The sequence below is a fragment of the Algibacter marinivivus genome (genome assembly GCF_003143755.1).
In the GTDB taxonomy this organism is placed as follows: Bacteria; Bacteroidota; Bacteroidia; order Flavobacteriales; family Flavobacteriaceae; genus Algibacter_B; species Algibacter_B marinivivus.
In genome coordinates this window covers 998,770-1,019,693 of sequence record NZ_QFRI01000001.1, presented here as the reverse complement: position 1 = coordinate 1,019,693, position 20,924 = coordinate 998,770, and the positions used below count along the sequence as shown (strand labels likewise).

Genomic DNA, 20,924 nt, shown 5'->3' with positions numbered 1-20,924 from the left:
ACGATAACATGAAGAATTTCGCCTTAATTGGAGCTTCAGGATACATAGCTCCAAGACACCTTAAAGCAATTAAAGACACAAATAATAATCTTATTGCAGCACTAGACAAATTTGATAGTGTAGGTATTATTGATAGTTATTTTCCTAATGCTGATTTTTTTGTAGAACCTGAGCGATTTGATAGGCATATAGAAAAACTAAAATATGAAAAAAAACAAAAATTAGACTATGTTAGTATATGTACACCTAATTATTTGCACGATTCTCATATAAGAATGGCATTAAGGAGAGAGGCAGATGCTATTTGTGAAAAACCTTTAGTATTAAACCCATGGAATATTGATGCTCTTCAAAAAATGGAAGAGGAATCAGGACAAAGAGTTTGGAATATTTTACAACTAAGGGTTCATCAAAGTATTATTGATTTAAAAAAGAAAGTAAGTGATGCGCCAAAAAATAAAGTTTTTGAAGTTGATTTAACATATTTAACCTCAAGAGGGAATTGGTATTATACTTCATGGAAGGGTGATAAATCTAAATCTGGTGGGATAGCTACAAATATAGGCGTGCATTTTTATGATATGTTATCATGGATTTTTGGCGGTGTTAAAGAAAATATTGTTCATGTTAATACCCATGATCGTGCATCTGGGTATTTAGAATTTGAAAGAGCTAGGGTACGATGGTTTTTATCCATAAATTATGATGTTTTGCCTTCAGAAATAAAAAATAAAGGACAAAGAACATATCGTTCAATAACCATTGAAGGGGAAGAGTTAGAGTTTAGTGGAGGCTTTACCGATTTGCACACAAAAGTATATGAAGATATACTTGCGGGAAAAGGGTATGGACTAGATGATGCTAGGCAATCAATTGAAATTGTTCATAATATTAGGAACGCATCTCCTATTGGTTTAAAAGGAGAATACCACCCTTTTTCGAAAAAGCCAATAGCAGTACATCCTTTTGGAAAATGATTTAATGAAGTTAAAACTATTTAAATCAGAGTTTTTAAGTAATCTAAGTACTCAAATGCTTGGCACTGGTTTAGCCCAGATACTGCCTCTATTGATTATGCCATTGCTGTCAAGACTCTACTCAGAGAAAGAGTTTGCCTTATATTCCACTTTTTTAGCATATTCGGCAGTGTTGATTGTTGCAACAGGAGGCAGGTATTATGTTGCTATTATTTTACCGAAAAAAGAGAAAGATGCTCTTAAAGTTTTTTGTTTAAGTATTGCTTTAACAATATTATACACCTTTTTGCTTTTTGTTGTTTGTTTAATTATTTTTTATGGTTTTCCAAACACACTTAATACACATGGTATAATTTTTTTGATTCCATTATATGTAGGTTTTTTTGGGTTGTGGCAATCTTTTTTTAACCTCTCTATTAGAGGTAAAAGATTTAAGTTGACCGCATCCTCTAAGGTTATTCAAGCTACAACTTATGCTACCGTTAGTGGTTTGTTAGGCTTAGTTTTAACTCCAGTTGGATTGATTATCGGTAAAATTTCTGGTATCGTTTTTTCACTTTATCATTTAAAGACAAGGCTTAAATTAAAAAAAGATACATATAGTATAAAAAATTTAAAAGAAGTTGCAATAAAATATAGTGACTATCCTAAGTATAGTATTTTACCTAATTTTCTTGGCACACTGTCTACCCAATCATTGATTTTTTTAATAGGATATTATTTTACCCAAACAGAATTAGGGTTTTATGGTCTTACTAATATGTGCCTAATGGCTCCATTAGGATTGGTGGGAATTTCTTTTAGGGATGTTTTTTATCAACGAATTACTTATTTGATAAATGAAAAGCAAATAAATGAAGCTAAAAGCTTTTTTTTGAAATCAACATTGATGCTAGTTTTTATTGGGGTTATTATAGGTGGTGTTCTATTTTTTTTTGGTGAGCTTATTTTCTCTCTGGTATTCGGTGATAAGTGGTCAATATCTGGAGAACTGGCAAGTATTTTATCGATAAGTTTAATTTTCAAATTAGGAGTGAGCCCCACATCATCTATCCTTAATGCTACGAATAATGTGAAAACAGTATCTTTATGGCAAACCATTTATTTTGTAACTACTTTTACAACATTGCTATTAGCTATTCTATATTTTAAGACAAATTTATATATACTACTTAAAGTATATATACTGCATGAAGCAATTTTATATTCTTTTTATTATTATTTACAATTTAAAAGTTTAAAACAAAATAACTAATGTGTAACATATTTTGTATTATCAATAAGCCTAATATAATAAGGTTCTTCTTAAAGAATTCAATATAATAACTATTAATGCTTGAAAAAAATCGGACATATTTAATTTATCAGAATATAATTTTTGCATTTCTCTTGATTAGTGGAGCAGTAAAGTTTGTGTTTAGTGATATTGATTTCCCAGTAGATATTACACTTTTATTGTCAAGTTTAATTAGTATAGATATTTTTTACAATATGTTTAAAAAGTCTACTCTAATTAAAAAATTTTCGGGAAATCAAACATTATTTCTTTTATCTTACTTTGGGTTTTATATACTAATGATTTTGAGCTTATTTTATACTAAGTCTATTAATTATGGATATGGAAAAACTTTTTTCTTTATTTTAAATCTAATATCATTTTGTTATCCTTTTTTTATAAAAAACTTTGAACCCAAAGTTTTTTTTAAATTTATGATAATTCCACTAGTGTTAGCCTCATTTTGGTTTTTGACAAAAAGGTATTTATCATGGTATGCCCTAAACCCAGAAACAAGAATATTTTATAAACAGTTTACTGGTAATTACTTGCTTTTGTGCAATGGTCTTGCTTTTTGCATATTATATTACATTTATGAAAAAAAATATTTGTTTTCTTTGGCTTTGTTTCTTTTGATTATTGCCTTAGGTGGCAGGGGACCGATTCTTTTTCTCATTTTGCTTGTTATTTATTGGAAATTCCGTTCAATGATAAATATAAAAGTTAATGTCAAAATCATCAGAAGAATAGGATGTGTTTCTTTATTCCTCCCTTTTTTTATATATGCTTTTAGAGGATATTTAAGCAATGCTTTTAAAGTAGGGTTAACTAGAATCACTTCTTTTTTAAATTATGAGCAAGATGCTTCTGTTTTGTCAAGGTTTGATTATCTAGATTTTGCAATTGAGAATATATTTAATTCTACACAAGGTTTCTTTTTTGGACATGGTATTGGCAGTTTTGGTATTATGTATAACGGAATTGACCAAAGGGAATTTCCTCACAATATATTTTTAGAAGCATGGTTTGAACTTGGATTGATTGGGTTTCTATTAACAATAATACTTTTCTTATTTCCAATTTTAATTTATACTAAAAAATCTTTGGTTATTAAATTAATGTGTGTTTATTTTATTATGCATTCACTAAAATCTGGTGGATTGGATGGTATGAGGTTTATGTCAGGAGTTTATGGGATCTTAATATTTTTAGATTATGATGTGCTTGATAAAAAAAGGTAAACATTTAGGATTGTTTATATTCCCTTTTGTATTACCACTTCCGTTGCCAATGAAATACTCAGTAATGGCATTAATTATTTTTATAATTAATCTAATATTGTTACTTAAAAAAGATTTTTTTTTAAATTTAAAATCAATAGTTATAAATCCTTTGATAATAATATTTTTATTATTCTTTTTAACAGATTTTATTAGTGCTTTAACTAGATTAAATCTTGAGGGAAAAATATTTAGAGAAGTAAAAATATCATTCTTCATTCTTCCAATTGTAATACTTATTCAAAAAAAACTCGTTATTAAGCAATTTGCTAATATATTGAAATCTTTTTTTTATGGTGTTTTAACATACATTGTATTTGTTTGGGGGTATTTATATTATTTTTATACTATAAAGCATCCATCGTTTATTTTTGATTTTACTGATCATTATGTAATATATGTGTTAGCAAGAGAAACCCCTAATAGTATACATCATACTTATATTGGATTGTATATATTGCTGATTACTATATTAATATTTACAAATACTATTTTATATAAGAAAATAAACACACTAATTGGGTTATTTTTGACACTTTTCTTTTTGATTAATAGTTTTTATATAGGAGGAAAAAGCACAACAATATTGTTAATTATTTTTTTAGTGATTATTCTTTTAAAATCGGTTTTTAAAGGTGTTAAAATAAAAGGATTTAAATACTATATTTTGGGACTTATTTTAACTGTATTGGTTGGAGTTAATGGTATTTATGAATGGTTAACTGTAAGTGTTAAACAAAGCTTAGGGTTGAGGATTGATATTTATAAAAGATGTATTGAAGTTGCATTGGAGGCTCTTCCTTTCGGTATAGGAAAAGACAAACTAAATAATATACCATTAGATAATAATCTAATAAAAGGAGAACGATTAATTACTCATAATATTTATTTTAATGAATTAATAATTAATGGTTTTATAGGTTTATTTATTCTTCTCATAATGATTTTTTATATCTGTTATGTTGGTTATAGAAGTTCAATAATTTTTTTATTATTTATTCTTTCAATTGCAATAACAGGCTTAATAGAAGATTTATTTGTTAGACAAGGTGGCATATTATTTTTTGTGTTTTTTACATGTATTTTTTATGTTAGTAAACAGAAAATAGAAAGTTTTAAATTACTGTAATTATTTGAATATGTTAATTTGATTATAATTATATAAAGTATCTTTGCGGTTCGTATCTTAAGTTTTTAAAAACATACTTCTCTAAAAGAGATTTGGTAATATATTAAAAGACATATAAATATAGATGTGATTTGGAATTTAAGAAATCTACAGAAAAAAGGCATTTGAGTAAGTACATAGACAAAATAGTTATTATTTGGATGACCCTTTTTTTTATAGGTGATTTCTTATCTAAAATATCTAACATTTATTTAGATGGTAGCTTTTATAGAGTAAATGGTTTTTTAAAACTTGGATTTGAAATAGTATTATTTTACTATTTTGTAGTTAATTTTAGAAAACAAAAGATTTTACTATATCCTATTTCTTTTTTATTCCTTTTTGTTATTAACCAGTTTTCGATTGAAAATTCTTTTTCTATCTTTTTTAAAGGATGGTCATCAGGTAATATTTATTTCTTGAATAGGTTCCTATATATTTTTCTTTTTATAGCTGTTTTTCAATTTGTAGAATTAAAAACACAGACATTTCCTAAAATTGTAAATATTTTAGAAAAAGTACTTATTATTAATGGATTTCTCATATTATTAGGTTTTTTATTCGATCTAAATATCTTTAAAACCTACCCATCTACTGTCAGGTTTGGATACAATGGGATATTTGCTAAAAACGGAGAAGTTTCTTACTATTATATGTTTTTAATATCAAGTTTGTATTATAATTTCTTAGGAAAAAGGCAGGTAAACTTAATTAAGTTATTTTTTATATTACTTACTTCTTTATTGTTAGGTAAGAAAGTAATGTTTCTTTATTTGGCTCTTTTAGCTTTGTTTCATTTGTTAATAATCAGTAAGCAAAAAAAGATACTTAGACCAATAATATTTTTTACGTTTATTATAGCTGTTTTTTTAAAAAATAATATCATAAATAATATTATCAAATATTCAAGTTTTTGGGGTAATGCTTATAATGAATATGGATTGATGGGAGCAGTAACATCTACTAGGTCAATATTACTTGAGAAAGCAATTCAATATATCAGTAATGAGTGGAATTTTATTAATTACCTTATAGGAGGTATTGAATATAATATTTATAAAGTAGAATTTGAATTTGTTGACATTTTTCTTTTCTTTGGCCTTATAGGTGTTGTTATATACTTTTTATTTTTAATTAATTATTTCTTTGAAAGAGGCAATAGGAATAAAAATTATTTATTAACTATAATTTTAATCTGTAGTTTTTTCTCGGGAAGTCTTTTTTTAAGCGTAGGATGTATGATGTTTTTATATATTACTTTTAAAGAATTAGTTACCCAAAAATTTGGTGAATGAAAAACGCGTTTATACTTACTAAAACCAATTGGGATGAGGCTCCAAGAATAAGACACCAAATAACATATTTATTGAAAGAAAATGGATATAATGTTTTTTTTATTGAAAAAAACAATTACAAAAGTTTTTTAATTAAAGGAAGAATTGAAGAAGGGATTAATTTTTTTTCTCATGCAGAACTTATTCATCACCAATTAAGATACTTTCCAATAATCCAAAGACTCAATAACTTTGTTGTTAAAAAATATTTAAAAAAAATATCAAAAAATCTTCACATAGATTTTATAGTGAATTTTAATTATGACTATACTTTTTTAAGGGAGTTATTTCCAAACAAAAAGATAATTACATTTATTAATGACGATTTTGAGGAGCAATCAAAATTTGGCATGCGTAAACAAATTAGAAATCAAACTCAAGCAACTTGTACAAATTCGGACTATGTTTTGACTGTTTCTTATCCTCTTTTTGATAAAATTAAAAGATATATGGACAATGTAGCTATATTATTTCCATGGAGTCAAAAGCGATACATATTTCCTGAAAACAGTATTTCAAAAAGAAATACTGTTTTGTATTTTGGCTTTATTGGTAGGTTGGATTGGGATACAGTAGAATTGTTGGTTGAAAAAACAAATTATAATTTTAGATTTATAGGTCCAAGTATTAGGGAAAAGGATTCAGATAAAATTACTTTATTACAAAAAAGATACAGTAATTTTGAGTATGTTTCTTATGTTACATGGGGAAATCTGGATTTAAGTGATGTTTTTTGTTCAATTTTACCATATAATTCAGAATTAAAAAGTGTTCAGGCTTGTACAATAAGTAATAGAGCTTTTAATTTGCTGTCTTTTGGAATACCTTTAGTGTATGCTGATTTAAAACACATAATACAAGCGCCCAATTCAGTTATAAGAACAAATAAAAACTTTAAAGAATATGAAGAGTCACTAAAATTCTTTTTTGATAATTTTTATGATATACAAATAGACATTGAGAAATTTCTTAAAAACCATTACAAAGAAAACCGATGGCAAATATTAGAGAGAATAATTAATGATTAAAATCTAATATGGGTGTGTGACAAAATAACTTAAATCTATTTATAAAATTGCAATAGGTAAATGAAACAAATAATACAAGACCTAAAGAACGGAGAAACCATATTAGAAGAAGTACCAACCCCTATAGTAAAATCAGGACATGTACTTATCAAAACCACTAGATCACTAGTATCATTAGGCACAGAAAAAATGTTGGTTGAGTTTGGTAAAGCAAACTTTATTCAAAAAGCTCGCCAGCAACCCGATAAAGTAAAAATGGTTTTGGATAAGGTAAAAACTGATGGTTTAAAACCAACAATGAATGCTGTTTTTAATAAACTAAACCAACCATTACCTTTAGGTTATTGTAATGTAGGTGAAGTTATTGCTGTTGGAAAAGGTGTTGAAGGTTTTAATGTAGGAGATAGAGTTGCATCAAATGGGAATCATGCCGAATATGTAAATGTACCTAAAAACTTAACCGCTAAAATTCCTGATAATGTAACAGATGAAGAAGCAGCATTTACAGTAATAGGTTCCATAGGTTTACAAGGCATAAGACTATTAAACCCTACTTTTGGGGAGACCATTGTTGTAGTTGGCCTAGGACTTATAGGTTTGGTTACTGCAGAATTATTATTAGCAAATGGTTGTAATGTTATAGGTTTTGATTTTGATCCTGAAAAAATAAAACTAGCAAAAGAAAAAGGAGTAATTGCCATAAACCCAGCAGAAGGCAATGACCAAGTAAAATTTGTAGAATCTTACACTAATGGCATTGGAGTAGATGGTGTAATTATTACAGCCTCTAATAAAAGTGACGAAATTATTTCTCAATCTGCTAATATGTGTAGAAAAAAAGGGAGAATTATTTTGGTAGGTGTTATCGGACTGAATATAAGTAGAGCTGATTTTTTCAAAAAAGAGCTGTCCTTTCAAGTATCATGTTCCTATGGTGCTGGAAGATATGATGAGGAGTATGAAACTAAAGGTCACGATTATCCGATTGGATATGTGAGATGGACAGAAAAAAGAAATTTTGAAGCGGTCTTAGCTGCACTTTCAAAAGGAACTTTAAATGTTAAGCCTTTAATTACTGAACGGATTTCTTTAGTTGATTACAAAAAGATTTATGGAGATATGAATTCCTCTAAATCTATTGCCTCTATTATTGAATATAATTCAACTGAAGTTCCAAAGTCCACTGTAACAATTGAAGAAAAATCATTTGAAGGAAAAAAAGGTATTGTTGGCATTATTGGTTCTGGTAATTTTACAAGTTCAACTATTCTTCCAAATCTTAAAAAAGTAGGTGCGGATATGAAATATATAGCTAGTTCTGGAGGTTTGTCCTCTACAATTATGGCTAAACGTCATAACATTGCTAACTCAACTTCAAATTATAAAGAAATTCTTAAAGATAAAGATGTTGATTTGGTCTTAATTACTACACAGCACAACATGCACGCTTCCATGGTCTTAGAGTCTATTAAAGCTGATAAAAGTGTTTTTGTTGAAAAACCTTTGGCTCTAAACACTGTTGAATTAGATGAAATAGTTTCAGAATACACTACCAGAAGCGTAAATATATCTGTAGGATTCAATAGACGTTTTGCTCCTCTTGCAAAAAAAATGAAACAACTTTTAGGAAATGAAAATTCCCCAATTAATATTGTAGCTACAATGAATGCAGGTTTTATTCCACCCGAGTTTTGGGTACATGATATGGAAGTTGGAGGTGGAAGAATAATTGGAGAAGCTTGTCATTATATAGATTTATGTAGCTATTTTTCGGGCAGTAAAGTAAAAGCAGTATGTATGAATGCTATGGGAACTAATCCTGAAGAAAATACGGATAATGCTAGTATTTTGTTGCAGTATGAAAACGGCACAAATGCAGTAATAAATTATTTTGCAAACGGAAGTAAGGCTTATTCTAAAGAACGTTTAGAGGTTTATTCACAGGAACGCACACTAGTTATGGATAACTGGAGAAAGTTAAAAGGTTATGGTTTTAAAGGGTTTTCTAAGGCAGGTTCGAAACAAGATAAAGGTCATTTTAATCAGTTTGATGAGCTTATAAAGCAACAGAAAAAAGGTGGAAATGCTATAATTCCATTTGATGATATTGTTAATACAACAAGGGCTTCTTTTGCTGCAATTGAATCTCTAAAGTTAGGTAAATGGATAGAGATAAAGTAATATTATTAATCCATACTGTAAAATATCTTAAGCTTAAACAGGTTTATTATCGGTTATATTACTTAATTAAAGATAAGATTTTTAATAAAAAATATCACAAGAATTTACCAAATCATTTTAAACTATTGAAGTGGGAAGATTTGTTTCTTTATCAAAATTCTTTTTTTGATAAAAAAACGTTTCTTTTTTTAAATATAGAGCATACTTTTGAAAATGAAATAGACTGGAATTTTTCAGAATACGGTAAATTATGGACTTTTAACTTAAACTATTTTGATTTTCTCAACCAAGAAAGTATTACTATTAAAAAAGGTGTTTCTTTAATTAAAGATTATATTTCAAATAAAGATTTACTTAAAGATGGAAAAGAATCTTATACTATTTCTCTTCGAGGTATAAATTGGGTTAAATTTTTATCCAAAAACAATATTCGGAATCAATCAATAAATCAAACATTATATAATCATTATCAAAGGCTCCTTTTTAATCAAGAATTACACTTTTTAGGTAACCACTACTTAGAAAATGGTTTTTCACTTTTATTTGGGGCATATTATTTTCAGGATGAAAAATTATATAAAAGCGCAAAAAAAATATTAAAAGAAGAACTTGAAGAGGAAATATTAAAAGACGGGGGACATTTTGAATTATCACCTATGTATCATCAAACCATACTTCATAGGGTTTTAGATTGTTATAATTTAGTTAAGCATAATCATTGGAAATCAAACGAACTAGAGCTATTTTTAGAGCAAAAAGCTATAAACATGTTATCTTGGTTGGAAAAAGTAACCTTCAAAAATGGTAATATTCCAATGGTAAATGACAGTACATATGGTATAGCACCAACATCTAAGGAATTATTTAATTACGCTAAATTATTAAAGTTATCTTGGTCTAAAACAAAACTTTCAGATTCTGGATATCGTAAAATAAGTAATGATAATTACGAACTTTTTGTAGATGTCGGTCATATAGGTGTTTCATATCAACCAGCTCACGTACATTCGGATACATTTAATTTTGAGCTTTACGTAAATGGAACCCCAGTGATTGTGGATACTGGAACATCAACTTATGAAAAAAACGAATTAAGACAGTTACAGCGAAGTACAGAGTCACATAATACAGTTAAAATAGGTAATATTAATCAATCACAAGTTTGGAGCGGTTTTAGAGTAGCTGAAAGAGCAAAAATTGTATATTTAAAAGAAAGTAGTAAGAAAATAGAGGCAACTCATGATGGTTATAAAAAGTTAAATATATTACACACCCGTAAATTTATTTCTAAAGACAAAGAAATAATTATTGAAGATAAACTTTCAAAAAACACAAATAATAAAGTTAAAGCTTTTCTTCATTTCCATCCAAGCATAAGTATATCAAAAAAAAAGAATTCAGTAATACTTTCAGGTAATAAAGTTTCAATAACTTTTTCTGAAGATGTAAATAAAATCAATATTTTAGAATATGATTATGCTCTAGGATTTAATAAAACTGCTAAAGCTCAAATGATTGAAATAGAATTTATTAAAATGTTGAAAACTCAAATTTTTTTATGAAAATACTTTTCCTTACTGATAATTTTCCACCAGAAGTAAATGCGCCTGCAACAAGAACTTATGAGCACTGTAAACACTGGGTAAAATTGGGTGTTGATGTAACAGTTGTTACTTGTGCTCCAAATTTCCCAAAAGGAAAGTTATTTAAAGGGTACAAAAATAAATTAATTCAAAAAGAAATTGTTGACGGTATAAAAGTAATTCGAGTATGGACATATATTTCTGCAAATAAAGGATTTGTTAAAAGGATTTTAGACTATTTAAGTTTTATGTTTGCTTCATTTATAGCAGGGCTTTTTATAAAAACGGATATTATTATTGCTACATCTCCTCAATTTTTTACTGCAATTTCAGGAAGGTGGTTGTCTTTTTGGAAACGAAAACACTGGATTATGGAAGTTAGGGACCTATGGCCCGAATCTATAAAAGCAGTTGGAGCTATGAAAACTGGATTAGCAATTCGTTTTTTTGAATACTTAGAAAAGAGAATGTATAAGAGTGCACATAAAATTGTGGTTGTTACTGATTCTTTTAAAGAGACACTTATTAAAAAGCATAATCTATCAGAAAATGAAATTACTGTTATAAAAAATGGTGTTAATAGTGATTTGTTCTTTTCCTCACCAAAAGACCATAGTTTGTTGAATAGTTTAAATCTTAAAGATAAATTTATTATTGGTTATATTGGAACTCACGGAATGGCTCATGGTTTAGATTTTATTTTTAGAAGTGCTAAAAAGATAACCAATAATGATATTCATTTTTTGTTTTTAGGAGATGGGGCAAAAAAAGAAGAATTGTTAAAGTTAAAAGAAAGATTGCAATTAAATAATATAACGATGTTGCCATCTGTTAAAAAAGAGAAGGTAGCCAACTATATATCAATTTTAGATGTTGCTTTGGTTAATTTAAAAAAGTCTGAGACTTTTAAACACGTATTGCCATCAAAAATTTTTGAATTATGCGCCATGGAAAAACCAATTTTATTAGGAGTTGAAGGAGAGGCTAAAAAATTAATTGAAAGCTATAACGTAGGTGTTGCTTTTATTCCCGAGAATGAAGAAAACTATATTAAAAAGCTTAAAGAAATACAAACTAAATCTTTTAATTCTACAAATTTTGAAAATTTAAAGAAAGATTTTAATAGAGAAAATTTAGCAAAAAAAATGTTAGATTATATCATTAGATAATTAATGTTTTGTATACCATTAATGTGATAAACTAGAACAATCTTTGTACTTTTACGGCTAAATAATTTATAATGTCCCTTTATTATCCTATTTTATTTTTTACAGGATCATATATTCTAACTTTTCTAACAATACCTAAAATTATTGGTTTAGTTGAGTATAAGAATTTAATGGATAGCCCCAACAATAGAAGTTCTCATGTAAAAAAAACACCAACCCTTGGTGGAGTGTCTTTTTTTTACACACTGATTTTAGCTCTTTTTTTTTTAAGAAATTGGTCTAGTTATGAAGAGTCAATTTATATTATGCCTGGGCTAACAGTTCTATTTATAATTGGACTGAAAGATGATTTAGTAGTGTTATCACCCTACACTAAATTAGCAGCTCAGTTAATTTCTGTTTTTTTTATACTCAGTAATGAAAGTTTCATGATTCATTCTCTTAACGGGTTTATGGGTATATATGAAATTCCATTTTATGTATATTATATTGTTGGAGGCTTTATTATGGTCACAATTATTAATGCATACAATTTGATTGATGGTATTGACGGATTAGCTGCAATTGTTGGTATTATTATACTCATAATTTATGCAACTATATTCTATATGACAAAAGAGTATTTCTTTTTATTAATAAGTTTAACCCTGAATGGTTGTTTAATAGCTTTTTTGAAATTTAATTTTTCAACAACCGATCAGAAGATTTTTATGGGAGATACAGGTTCTCTTATAGTCGGATATATAATAAGTATTTTAACCCTTAAATTTTTAGCCTTATCACCAGAAGACTATGATAATTTACCTTTTCTTATTGAAAACATTCCTTTAATTGCTATAAGTATATTAATAGTGCCTTTGTTTGATACAGCTAGAGTTTTTACAATTAGATTAGCAAACAAAAGGAGTCCTTTTTCAGCTGATAGAAATCACACGCACCATATATTAATAGATTATTTTAAATTATCTCATAAAAAGGCGAGTTTAATTATTGGAACATTCAATTTATTATTTGTTTACCTTTTTATCATATTAGGCAGCACATCATATAATTTTTGGTTAGCTACAGTATTAGTAATAACAGTTATATTATTAGGTTATTTTTTTTACAGATATAATTATAGTTTTAGTAATATTAAAAGAAGGATTCGTTTTAAAAGAAAAATAAATAAAATTGAACAAAAAATTAAAAAGAAACCCCCATCTAGTTCAACTGAACAAGACTAAACATTTTCATTATCTAGTTAAGTAAAAATTAATGCAAAGGAAAAAGATTTTAATAACAGGTGCAGCCGGCTTTTTAGGTTCTCATTTATGTGATAGATTTATATCTGAAGGATATTATGTTGTTGGAATGGATAATTTTATAACTGGAGATAAAAAAAACATTGAGCATTTATTAGGCTTAGAGAATTTCGAATTTGTAGCACATGATGTAACAAACTTTATTGAGCTAAGAGGGGGTTTAGATTATATCCTTCATTTTGCTTCACCAGCAAGCCCTATCGACTATTTAAAAATACCAATTCAAACCTTAAAAGTTGGAGCATTAGGTACTCATAACCTGTTAGGTTTAGCCAAAGCAAAAAAAGCGCGAATGCTTATTGCTTCTACTTCTGAAGTTTATGGTAATCCTTTAGTCCATCCACAAACAGAAGACTATTATGGAAATGTAAATACCATAGGCCCTCGTGGAGTTTATGATGAGGCTAAACGTTTCCAAGAATCTATTACAATGGCTTATCATCGATTTCATGGTATAGAAACTCGTATTGTACGTATATTTAATACTTATGGACCTAGAATGAGATTAAATGATGGTCGGGTTATACCAGCATTTTTGGGTCAAGCGCTTAGAGGAGAAGATTTAACTATTTTTGGTGACGGCTCTCAAACACGCTCATTTTGTTATGTAGATGATCAAATTGAAGGGATATATAGACTGTTACTTAGTGATTATTCAGAACCTGTAAATATTGGGAATCCTAATGAAATAACGATTAAGGATTTTGCAGAAGAGATTATTAAATTGACAGGAACAAAACAAAAGCTAATTTATAAAGATTTACCTGTAAATGACCCAATGCAAAGACAACCAGATATAACTCTAGCTAAAAAGTTACTAGGATGGGAACCTAAAGTAGAAAGATTCGAAGGCATGAAAATAACCTTTGAATATTTTAAAAGTTTAACAGAAGAAGAGTTATATAAGAGTGAACATAAAGATTTTTCAAGTTATATAAACAAATAAACAGCTTATGGGGTATATACGTGGTAGATATTCATGGCTTTTAAGACCAGCGTTAATAATTTACGATCTTTTAGTTATAAATGTATTCGCCGTTTATTTATTAAGCTTTAATGAAGAAAACCTGTATTTTTTTTCAACAAAATTCTTCAATGATAAGTACTTACTTTACTCTGTATATTCAATTATTCTTTGGCTATCTTCTTCTTTTTTATTAAAATTTTATAAAGTTTATAGATATACTTCATTAATTAATATAGTTTCTCTTCTAGCAAAACAATTCATAGCTTATGGAGTTATAGTCTTTGCATTTATTGGTATTTTTAGGAGTATCAATGTACAAGCTTTTATTGTTTTAAAATATCTGATTTATTCATTTTTAGCTATAGCAACGCTTAAAATTTTAAGTTTTTATATTTTAAAAACAGTTAGATCTTATTTAAAAGGAAATTTAAGAAACGTTATAATAATAGGTGGAGGTTCTTGTGTTGAGGAGCTCAAGAGTATATTTTTAAATAAAAAAGAATTAGGGTATAATTTAAAAGCAGTATTTAGCGATAAAAAAGAAGAAAAGACTTCCGGAACTATCAAAGATAGTTTTGATTTCCTTGAAAAGGATAATAATATTGATGAAATTTATTGTGCAATAGATGAATTAACTGAAAAACAAGTAAATGAATTTGTTAAGTATGCAAACATAAACCATTGTAACATTAAGTTTATTCCAAATACATCAAGGCTTTTTTCTAAACGCCTCAATACTGATTTCTATAACTACCTCCCAGTATTATCAATCCAAGAAGTTTCGTTAAATAATGAAATTAATAAATTTATAAAGCGAGCATTTGATATTCTGTTTTCACTATTAATTTTAATTTTTATTCTTTCTTGGCTTTCAATTATTTTGTTTGTTCTTATAAGGTTAGAATCTAAAGGACCATTGTTTTATAGGCATAAAAGAAATGGTATAAACTATAAAGAATTTTATTGTTATAAATACAGATCGTTAACCATTACAAAAGAGGTGAAAGGTACTTATGTAAAACAAAATGATAATAGAGTTACTAATATTGGAAAATTTTTAAGAAGCACAAGTATAGATGAACTCCCTCAATTTATAAATGTTCTAAAAGGGGACATGTCTGTTGTGGGTCCTAGGCCTCATATGTTATCCTATACAGAAGAATATTCAAAAAAAATAGATAAATATAATTTTATTTTTAGGCATCGTGTTAAACCTGGAATTACTGGTTTAGCACAAATAAAAGGTTGTCGTGGAGAAGTAGAAACGGATAAAGATATAATTAACAGAGTTAAATACGATATTTTCTATATTGAGAATTGGTCTTTATTACTTGATTTAAAAATTATATATCAAACTATTGTAAATGCTTTAAGAGGAGAGGAAAAGGCTTATTAGAGATAATCCATAAGCCTAATAAATTGACTTTCAAAATCAAAATTATAAATAGCAGTTTTTTGAATTTTATTTCTATTTTCAGACTCTAGCTTAGAAAGCTTAAGTTTTGAAATTACTTTATTTAAATCTTCATAATTACTAGGTTGTACAACCCAACCTAATTCATACTTTTCAATAACATCCTCTCCCTCGCCGCCACCAAAATATAACATTGGTATTCCTAAACGGGCATATTCAAATATTTTAGAAGGGACTGAACCGTAAATTCTATTTAAAAGGGGGATTATTGTGAAATCATATTTTGTTAAGACTTGATGTAATGCTTGTCTTGTTACTTCACCATAATAAATAATATCTAATTCTGGTTTGTTTTTAATTAAGTTTTCAATAGCATGTTGTTCTGCTCCAGAACCGTAAATATGAAATTGGATTCTTGTATAATCTAAGTTTTCACATAATTTTAGAATACCTTGGGCAATTCCCAATAAACCGGCATAAACCATCTTTAGTTTTTTTGATGAATCTATTTCATGTCTAGTAGATTTAACTTCAAAATCTGGATAATTACGATACAAAAATGTTTCTTTTTCAGGGGAAAGAGATTTTACATGCGCTAATATTTCTTCACTTTGTCCCAAAACTAAATCAGCATATTTATAATTAAACAGCTCTATTTTTTGGAGAAGCTTATAACTAAAATTCTTTTTAAAAGCACCTAATTCTAATCCTGCAAGTGGCCATAAATCGCTAACGTTTAGAATAATTTTTCTTTTTTTCGATCGAAGAAAAAACACAGATGTAAAAGCAACTAATAATGGTGGCGATTGTATAATAACCGTTTTTGGAATCTTATTCCAAGTAAAAAACCAAATCAAACTGAAACTGTATGACAACATGGCAATAAGACGTAGCAGCTTATTCTTAGAATTACTAGCATAAATCCATAACCGGTTAATAGTTATATTACTTTCTAGAGAAGTGTGCTTAAAAACACCTCTATATTCCTCAAACACTTTTCCTTTTGGATAATTAGGTAAAGGTGTTAAAACAGAAACCTTAAAATTATGCTTTTGGAGCCCTTCGGCTAAATGAAATATACGATTTGAGGCAGCACCAGTTTCAGGCGGGAAGTAATTAGTGATTATTAGAACCTCTTTCATTTTAACCTAAATAGATGTTAAATGATTAACAATTCGTTTTGCAGCATTTCCATCCCATAATTCAGGAACTTCTCCTTGTTTCCAATTATCCGTAAGTAAAATTTTAAAAGCGTTTTTAATTTTTTCAGAATCACTACCTACTAAAATATTTGTTCCTATATCACAAGTTTCAGGGCGTTCGGTATTCTCTCTTAAAGTAATGCAAGGAACATTCATGACGGTGGTTTCTTCTGTTATACCTCCAGAATCTGTAATTACTGCTTTAGCGTATTTCACCAAATAATTAAACTTTAAATATCCTAAAGGAGTTACATAATGAAGATTTTTAAATTCTAAATTTAAACTGTTTAATAGCTTTTTAGTTCTAGGATGAACTGGAAAAATAACTGGATAATCTTTTCCTAGACTAACAATTTGAGTAATCAACGTTTTTAATTGCAGCTCTTCATCTACATTACTTGGTCTATGAAGCGTCATCACCATATATTGTTTTTCAGATAAGTTTAAATCATCCCAAAGCGCTGGTTTTTGCAACCTATTTGTATTTTTAAGCAAGGTGTCAATCATCACGTTTCCAACAAAAAAAAGCTTAGATTTTGATACACCTAGTTTAATTAAATTGGCATTTGCCAGAGAGGTTGTTGTAAAAAAATAGTCAGTTAAACTATCCGTAACAATTCTATTAATTTCTTCGGGCATGCGCATATCCCCAGAGCGAATTCCAGCTTCCACATGAGCAACTTTAATATGTGCTTTTTTAGCAACTATCGTACACGCCATTGTTGAGGTAACATCGCCTACTACCATTACTAAATCGGAAGGGTTTTGCTTTAATTCGTTTTCAAATCCAATCATTATAGCAGCAGTTTGTTCTGCTTGGGTACCGCTTTTTACATCCAAATTAGCATCTGGAAGCGGGATGTTTAGTTCTTCAAAAAAAGTACCACTCAGGTTTTTATCATAGTGTTGTCCTGTATGCACCAATCTATAATTGATATTGAACCCCTCCTTATTCTTTTCTAGGATAGCCTCAATAATAGGAGCAATTTTCATAAAATTTGGTCTTGCACCGGCAACTATAGTAATATTCATGTATTTTGGTTTAAGTAGGATGTAAATTGTTTCAATTTACCACTTTTTGAACGAATTAATTGGTCTTGTTTTGCAAAGCTAATCTGTAATCCTTTTTCAAGGTAGTTCTCCATTTCAGAAGTAATTATGTTCTTTTTTTCTTCGGAAAGCACTTCAGAACTTACATAGATAATTTTAAATGAATCTGCTTTAAGTTGTTCAATCACAAATTCTTTTACATTTCCGTCATCTTCAATAATGCTTTTGGTAATATAATAAAAGGTTAATCCTGCCGCTTTTTTTCCACTTGGTAGAACAGCCATATCATTAGTACGACCAATTAATTTCTCTAGAATAGGCGTTTTTAATGTACTGGCTTTTGAAAGGATGCCAATATCACCAATATCATATCGAATAAATGGATGTGCCTTATTATAAAGTGATGTAATTACAATACGTCCCTCTTCGCCGTAAGGCAAAATAGTATTATTTTCATCTAAAATTTCTACAAATAAAGTTTCGCTATTAATTAACCAATTCCCGTTTGGGTTTTCAAATGCGATTAAATCCAATTCAGAAGCCCCATATTCATTAATTATTGGGACTCCAAATTGAATTCCCATTAGTTTTTTATCGTCTTCAAAAAGCATTTCAGATGTAACAATGCACACTTGTAAAGAGGGGCAAATATCTTTTAGAATAATATTTTTGCGCTTTAAATATTTAGCAAATTGAAGTATAGAGCTAGTATATCCATTCATATACTCAAGTTGTTTTGTTTTAAAAATGTTTATCCAATTTTCAAAGGCATCATCACTTAAATCAAATACATCAAACCTAGTTCTTGTACTTAAAAAGTCTTTTATTTTTTCTATATAATTACCTTTTTTATCAAGAGGGATACCATAAAAACGTGCTTGTTTAGAAGAATTAAAATCAATATTAAACCAGCCAAATCTATTTTTAATAACTGCCCATGTTAATGCATGGCAAAATTTGTCTTTTGCAAAAATAAACGGATTACCAGATGCGCCAGAGGTTTTATCAATATATACATTTTTTTTATTGAAACCATTTGAAAGGAGTTTATTTAATGGTTGTTGTAAATCTTTTTTAGTCATGATTGGAATTGAATCCCAATCATTAATATTGACATCTTTTGCAAATGATTTATAAAATGAATTGTTTTTTAAGTGATAATCGACAATTTCTTTTTTTTTATCTTCTACATATGAAGTATATTCCCTTTCATCTTTATTATGTATAGTTTTCAATACATAAGTAGCTTCCTTGATAGGAAAACCATTTAGTTTCAATGAAAAATCGAATAAATTCACTTTAATAGATATAATTTGTAAAGTAAATAAAAAATATTCGTGTATTAGAAGCATTAATTTTATTTTTGCGGAAACTTAAAACTAGCTTTTAATGCTCAGCATTAAAAAACAGTCATTTGTCATTCCCGTGAAGACGGGAAACTAAAACAAAATAGATGAATATTTTAATACTTGGTTCTGGAGGAAGAGAACATACTTTTGCTTGGAAAATTGCTCAAAGTTCAAAATGTAAAAACCTATTTGTAGCACCAGGAAACTCTGGGACAGCAGAAGTAGCTACTAATGTAAATATTGGCGTTACTGATTTCCCTGCGATAAAAGAATTAGTGTTAAATAACCATATTGATATGGTTGTTGTTGGTCCTGAAGACCCTTTAGTTCAAGGGGTTCATGATTTTTTTTTAAATGATGAGGCTATTAAACACGTATCGGTTATTGGTCCGCAAAAAGTAGCAGCAGAATTGGAAGGCAGTAAAGAGTTTGCAAAAGAGTTTTTATACCGTCATAATATACCAACTGCAGCTTACGAAAGTTTTACAAAAGGTACTGTAGAGAAAGGGTATGCCTTTTTAGAAACTTTAAACCCACCTTATGTTTTAAAAGCAGATGGTTTAGCAGCAGGAAAAGGTGTTGTTATTTTAAATGATTTGAATGATGCTAAAGCAGAACTGAAAAGCATGCTTGTTGATGCTAAATTTGGTGAAGCGAGTACCAAAGTAGTTATTGAAGAGTTTTTGGATGGAATAGAACTAAGTTGTTTTGTATTAACTGATGGTGAAAATTATAAAATATTACCAACTGCCAAAGATTATAAGCGTATTGGCGAAGGTGATACTGGTTTAAATACAGGAGGTATGGGAGCTGTTTCTCCAGTACCTTTTGCTACAGATGAATTTCTAAATAAAATTGAAGAACGTATTGTAAAGCCTACAATAAACGGTTTTAAAAAGGATAACTTACCTTATGTTGGGTTTGTATTTATCGGGCTTATTAAAGTAGGTGATGATCCAAAAGTGATTGAATATAATGTAAGAATGGGGGACCCAGAAACTGAGGTGGTTTTACCAAGATTGAAAAACGATTTTGTTGAAATTTTGGAAGCCATGGGTAACGTTACTTTAGATAAAATCAATATTGAAATTGATGAACGTGCAGCTACAACAATCATGACAGTTTCAGGGGGTTATCCTGAAGCTTATGAAAAAGGAAAAGAAATTACTGGAGTAGATGCTATTAAAGATTCTATACCGTTTCATGCTGGAGCACAAATAAAAGATGGTAAAATTGTAACTTCTGGAGGGCGTGTAATGGCGATAACGTCTTATGGGAAAACGTATCAAGAGGCCATAAAAAAATCTTACCAAAGTATAGATAAACTATACTTTGATAAGATGTATTATCGTAAAGATATTGGATTCGATTTATAAAAATGAGTGTGAAGAAATACTTTTATCTTCTTCATTATTATTATCAAATATTCTAAGCTGTAGCATCCAGTAAATCATAGCTACAAATCCAATAAGCATAAATAACCAAGATATAGTGTTTGCTCCAAACCAGCTTTCAAGCTCTAATTTTCTTAACCAATCAAAAGGTGCAAAAATATAGTCAACAAATAAATCTTGAATCGCGTAAAAGAAATCTTTCATTTTGTAATTGTTTATTAATCACCAACTATTTTATAGTTAGTATA

At 28.4% G+C, this 20,924-nt stretch carries 17 protein-coding genes; 13 read left to right on the top strand and 4 right to left on the bottom strand.

Going from position 1 to position 20,924, the window contains the following annotated elements; genetic code table 11:
* The first annotated feature begins 8 nt into the window (after positions 1–8).
* From DIS18_RS04840 to DIS18_RS04785, 12 genes are all read left to right on the top strand, one after another.
* A complete protein-coding gene (locus DIS18_RS04840) occupies positions 9–977 on the top strand; it encodes a Gfo/Idh/MocA family protein (protein ID WP_109351887.1) in 969 nt (322 codons plus the stop codon).
* Positions 978–981: 4 nt separating this feature from the next.
* Positions 982–2,232, top strand: coding sequence for a lipopolysaccharide biosynthesis protein (locus DIS18_RS04835; protein ID WP_146191797.1), 1,251 nt, complete (start codon positions 982–984; stop codon positions 2,230–2,232).
* A 77-nt stretch (positions 2,233–2,309) separates the two neighbouring features.
* Positions 2,310–3,494 carry an O-antigen ligase family protein gene (locus tag DIS18_RS04830; RefSeq protein WP_146191796.1) on the top strand — a complete coding sequence of 395 codons (1,185 nt, stop codon included), beginning with the start codon at positions 2,310–2,312 and terminating at the stop codon, positions 3,492–3,494.
* A gap of 151 nt (positions 3,495–3,645) precedes the next feature.
* Positions 3,646–4,662: an O-antigen ligase family protein gene (locus tag DIS18_RS04825; RefSeq protein ID WP_146191795.1), complete on the top strand. Its 1,017-nt coding sequence runs from the start codon at positions 3,646–3,648 to the stop codon at positions 4,660–4,662.
* A gap of 131 nt (positions 4,663–4,793) precedes the next feature.
* Positions 4,794–5,996, top strand: a complete 1,203-nt coding sequence (locus DIS18_RS04820) for a hypothetical protein (RefSeq protein ID WP_146191794.1) — start codon at positions 4,794–4,796, stop codon at positions 5,994–5,996.
* Positions 5,993–7,063: a glycosyltransferase family protein gene (locus DIS18_RS04815; RefSeq protein ID WP_109351882.1), complete on the top strand. Its 1,071-nt coding sequence runs from the start codon at positions 5,993–5,995 to the stop codon at positions 7,061–7,063. Before DIS18_RS04820 ends, DIS18_RS04815 begins: the two co-directional genes overlap by 4 nt.
* Positions 7,064–7,123: 60 nt before the next feature.
* Positions 7,124–9,244 (top strand): bi-domain-containing oxidoreductase, encoded by a 2,121-nt coding sequence (locus tag DIS18_RS04810; protein ID WP_109351881.1) that lies wholly within the window; start codon positions 7,124–7,126, stop codon positions 9,242–9,244.
* The gene (locus DIS18_RS04805; RefSeq protein ID WP_109351880.1) at positions 9,226–10,806 is read left to right on the top strand and encodes a heparinase II/III family protein; all 1,581 of its coding nucleotides are present in this window, start codon (positions 9,226–9,228) and stop codon (positions 10,804–10,806) included. The genes DIS18_RS04810 and DIS18_RS04805 overlap by 19 nt, the downstream gene beginning before the upstream one ends.
* The gene (locus DIS18_RS04800) at positions 10,803–11,996 is read left to right on the top strand and encodes a glycosyltransferase family 4 protein (RefSeq protein WP_109351879.1); all 1,194 of its coding nucleotides are present in this window, start codon (positions 10,803–10,805) and stop codon (positions 11,994–11,996) included. The genes DIS18_RS04805 and DIS18_RS04800 overlap by 4 nt, the downstream gene beginning before the upstream one ends.
* Before the next feature lie 71 nt (positions 11,997–12,067).
* Positions 12,068–13,222 (top strand): MraY family glycosyltransferase, encoded by a 1,155-nt coding sequence (locus DIS18_RS04795; RefSeq protein ID WP_109351878.1) that lies wholly within the window; start codon positions 12,068–12,070, stop codon positions 13,220–13,222.
* A gap of 31 nt (positions 13,223–13,253) precedes the next feature.
* Positions 13,254–14,246: a UDP-glucuronic acid decarboxylase family protein gene (locus tag DIS18_RS04790; RefSeq protein WP_109351877.1), complete on the top strand. Its 993-nt coding sequence runs from the start codon at positions 13,254–13,256 to the stop codon at positions 14,244–14,246.
* Between the two features lie 7 nt (positions 14,247–14,253).
* Complete coding sequence (locus tag DIS18_RS04785; protein WP_109351876.1) at positions 14,254–15,663, top strand: exopolysaccharide biosynthesis polyprenyl glycosylphosphotransferase; 1,410 nt, start codon at positions 14,254–14,256, stop codon at positions 15,661–15,663.
* Here DIS18_RS04785 and DIS18_RS04780 read toward each other — a convergent pair.
* The 3 genes from DIS18_RS04780 to DIS18_RS04770 are packed head-to-tail and all read right to left on the bottom strand — an operon-like array spanning position 15,660 to position 19,285.
* On the bottom strand, positions 15,660–16,823 hold the full coding sequence (locus DIS18_RS04780; protein WP_109351875.1) for a glycosyltransferase family 4 protein: 1,164 nt from the start codon (positions 16,821–16,823) through the stop codon (positions 15,660–15,662). The genes DIS18_RS04785 and DIS18_RS04780 overlap by 4 nt on opposite strands.
* Positions 16,824–16,829: 6 nt before the next feature.
* Positions 16,830–17,915, bottom strand: coding sequence for a non-hydrolyzing UDP-N-acetylglucosamine 2-epimerase (gene wecB / locus DIS18_RS04775; RefSeq protein WP_109351874.1), 1,086 nt, complete (start codon positions 17,913–17,915; stop codon positions 16,830–16,832).
* Positions 17,912–19,285 carry a phenylacetate--CoA ligase family protein gene (locus tag DIS18_RS04770; RefSeq protein ID WP_245925573.1) on the bottom strand — a complete coding sequence of 458 codons (1,374 nt, stop codon included), beginning with the start codon at positions 19,283–19,285 and terminating at the stop codon, positions 17,912–17,914. The genes wecB and DIS18_RS04770 overlap by 4 nt, the downstream gene beginning before the upstream one ends.
* Before the next feature lie 101 nt (positions 19,286–19,386).
* On the opposite strand from DIS18_RS04770, the gene purD reads away from it, so the two are divergent.
* The gene (gene purD, locus DIS18_RS04765; protein WP_109351873.1) at positions 19,387–20,658 is read left to right on the top strand and encodes a phosphoribosylamine--glycine ligase; all 1,272 of its coding nucleotides are present in this window, start codon (positions 19,387–19,389) and stop codon (positions 20,656–20,658) included.
* Here purD and DIS18_RS04760 read toward each other — a convergent pair.
* Complete coding sequence (locus DIS18_RS04760; RefSeq protein ID WP_109351872.1) at positions 20,653–20,880, bottom strand: DUF6341 family protein; 228 nt, start codon at positions 20,878–20,880, stop codon at positions 20,653–20,655. The two genes, purD and DIS18_RS04760, sit on opposite strands and share 6 nt — an antisense overlap.
* Positions 20,881–20,924 lie beyond the last annotated feature (44 nt).

Bases quoted from the DNA above. Each gene is read 5' to 3' on its own strand.
- DIS18_RS04780 (WP_109351875.1), bottom strand. From the start codon at position 16,823: ATGAAAGAGGTTCTAATAATCACTAATTACTTCCCGCCTGAAACTGGT.
- DIS18_RS04795 (WP_109351878.1), top strand. From the start codon at position 12,068: ATGTCCCTTTATTATCCTATTTTATTTTTTACAGGATCATATATTCTA.
- DIS18_RS04835 (WP_146191797.1), top strand. From the start codon at position 982: ATGAAGTTAAAACTATTTAAATCAGAGTTTTTAAGTAATCTAAGTACT.
- DIS18_RS04760 (WP_109351872.1), bottom strand. From the start codon at position 20,880: ATGAAAGATTTCTTTTACGCGATTCAAGATTTATTTGTTGACTATATT.
- DIS18_RS04790 (WP_109351877.1), top strand. From the start codon at position 13,254: ATGCAAAGGAAAAAGATTTTAATAACAGGTGCAGCCGGCTTTTTAGGT.
- wecB (WP_109351874.1), bottom strand. From the start codon at position 17,915: ATGAATATTACTATAGTTGCCGGTGCAAGACCAAATTTTATGAAAATT.
- DIS18_RS04840 (WP_109351887.1), top strand. From the start codon at position 9: ATGAAGAATTTCGCCTTAATTGGAGCTTCAGGATACATAGCTCCAAGA.
- DIS18_RS04785 (WP_109351876.1), top strand. From the start codon at position 14,254: ATGGGGTATATACGTGGTAGATATTCATGGCTTTTAAGACCAGCGTTA.
- DIS18_RS04815 (WP_109351882.1), top strand. From the start codon at position 5,993: ATGAAAAACGCGTTTATACTTACTAAAACCAATTGGGATGAGGCTCCA.
- purD (WP_109351873.1), top strand. From the start codon at position 19,387: ATGAATATTTTAATACTTGGTTCTGGAGGAAGAGAACATACTTTTGCT.
- DIS18_RS04830 (WP_146191796.1), top strand. From the start codon at position 2,310: ATGCTTGAAAAAAATCGGACATATTTAATTTATCAGAATATAATTTTT.
- DIS18_RS04800 (WP_109351879.1), top strand. From the start codon at position 10,803: ATGAAAATACTTTTCCTTACTGATAATTTTCCACCAGAAGTAAATGCG.
- DIS18_RS04810 (WP_109351881.1), top strand. From the start codon at position 7,124: ATGAAACAAATAATACAAGACCTAAAGAACGGAGAAACCATATTAGAA.
- DIS18_RS04805 (WP_109351880.1), top strand. From the start codon at position 9,226: ATGGATAGAGATAAAGTAATATTATTAATCCATACTGTAAAATATCTT.
- DIS18_RS04770 (WP_245925573.1), bottom strand. From the start codon at position 19,285: ATGCTTCTAATACACGAATATTTTTTATTTACTTTACAAATTATATCT.